At 36.6% G+C, this 328-nt stretch carries 1 protein-coding gene; it reads left to right on the top strand.

Annotated features, from left to right (window positions below):
* Positions 1-328 (top strand): leucyl aminopeptidase family protein (locus GUI70_RS25485; RefSeq protein ID WP_237725138.1); only part of this gene is annotated, 328 nt, incomplete at both ends.

Raw genomic sequence — 328 nt, 5'->3', positions numbered from 1 at the left:
GATGATAAAGCTGCTGCATTTGAATCGAATAGTAAAGTGATATTAAACGATATATTACAAATAAGTTCTGAAGTCGATGAAATGGTATTTGAATTACCGATTACTGCAACCGAACGTGCAAGTATTAAACACAGTGATATCGCTGATTTAGTTAACCATACGAATGGACAAGGTAAAGCGCTATTTGCGGCAAGTTTTGTAACACATTTTAGTGGTCAAACACCTCACATTCATTTCGATATTGCAGGTCCAGCAACGACTAATAAAGCTTCATATAATGGTCCAAAAGGGCCAACAGGATTTATGATTCCGACGATAGTACAATGGT

It is taken from the genome of Deinococcus alpinitundrae (assembly GCF_009982895.1).
Classification (GTDB): domain Bacteria; phylum Deinococcota; class Deinococci; order Deinococcales; family Deinococcaceae; genus Deinococcus; species Deinococcus alpinitundrae.
Note: the sequence above shows the minus strand (reverse complement) of the source record. Positions and strands in the feature narration are given on the sequence as shown.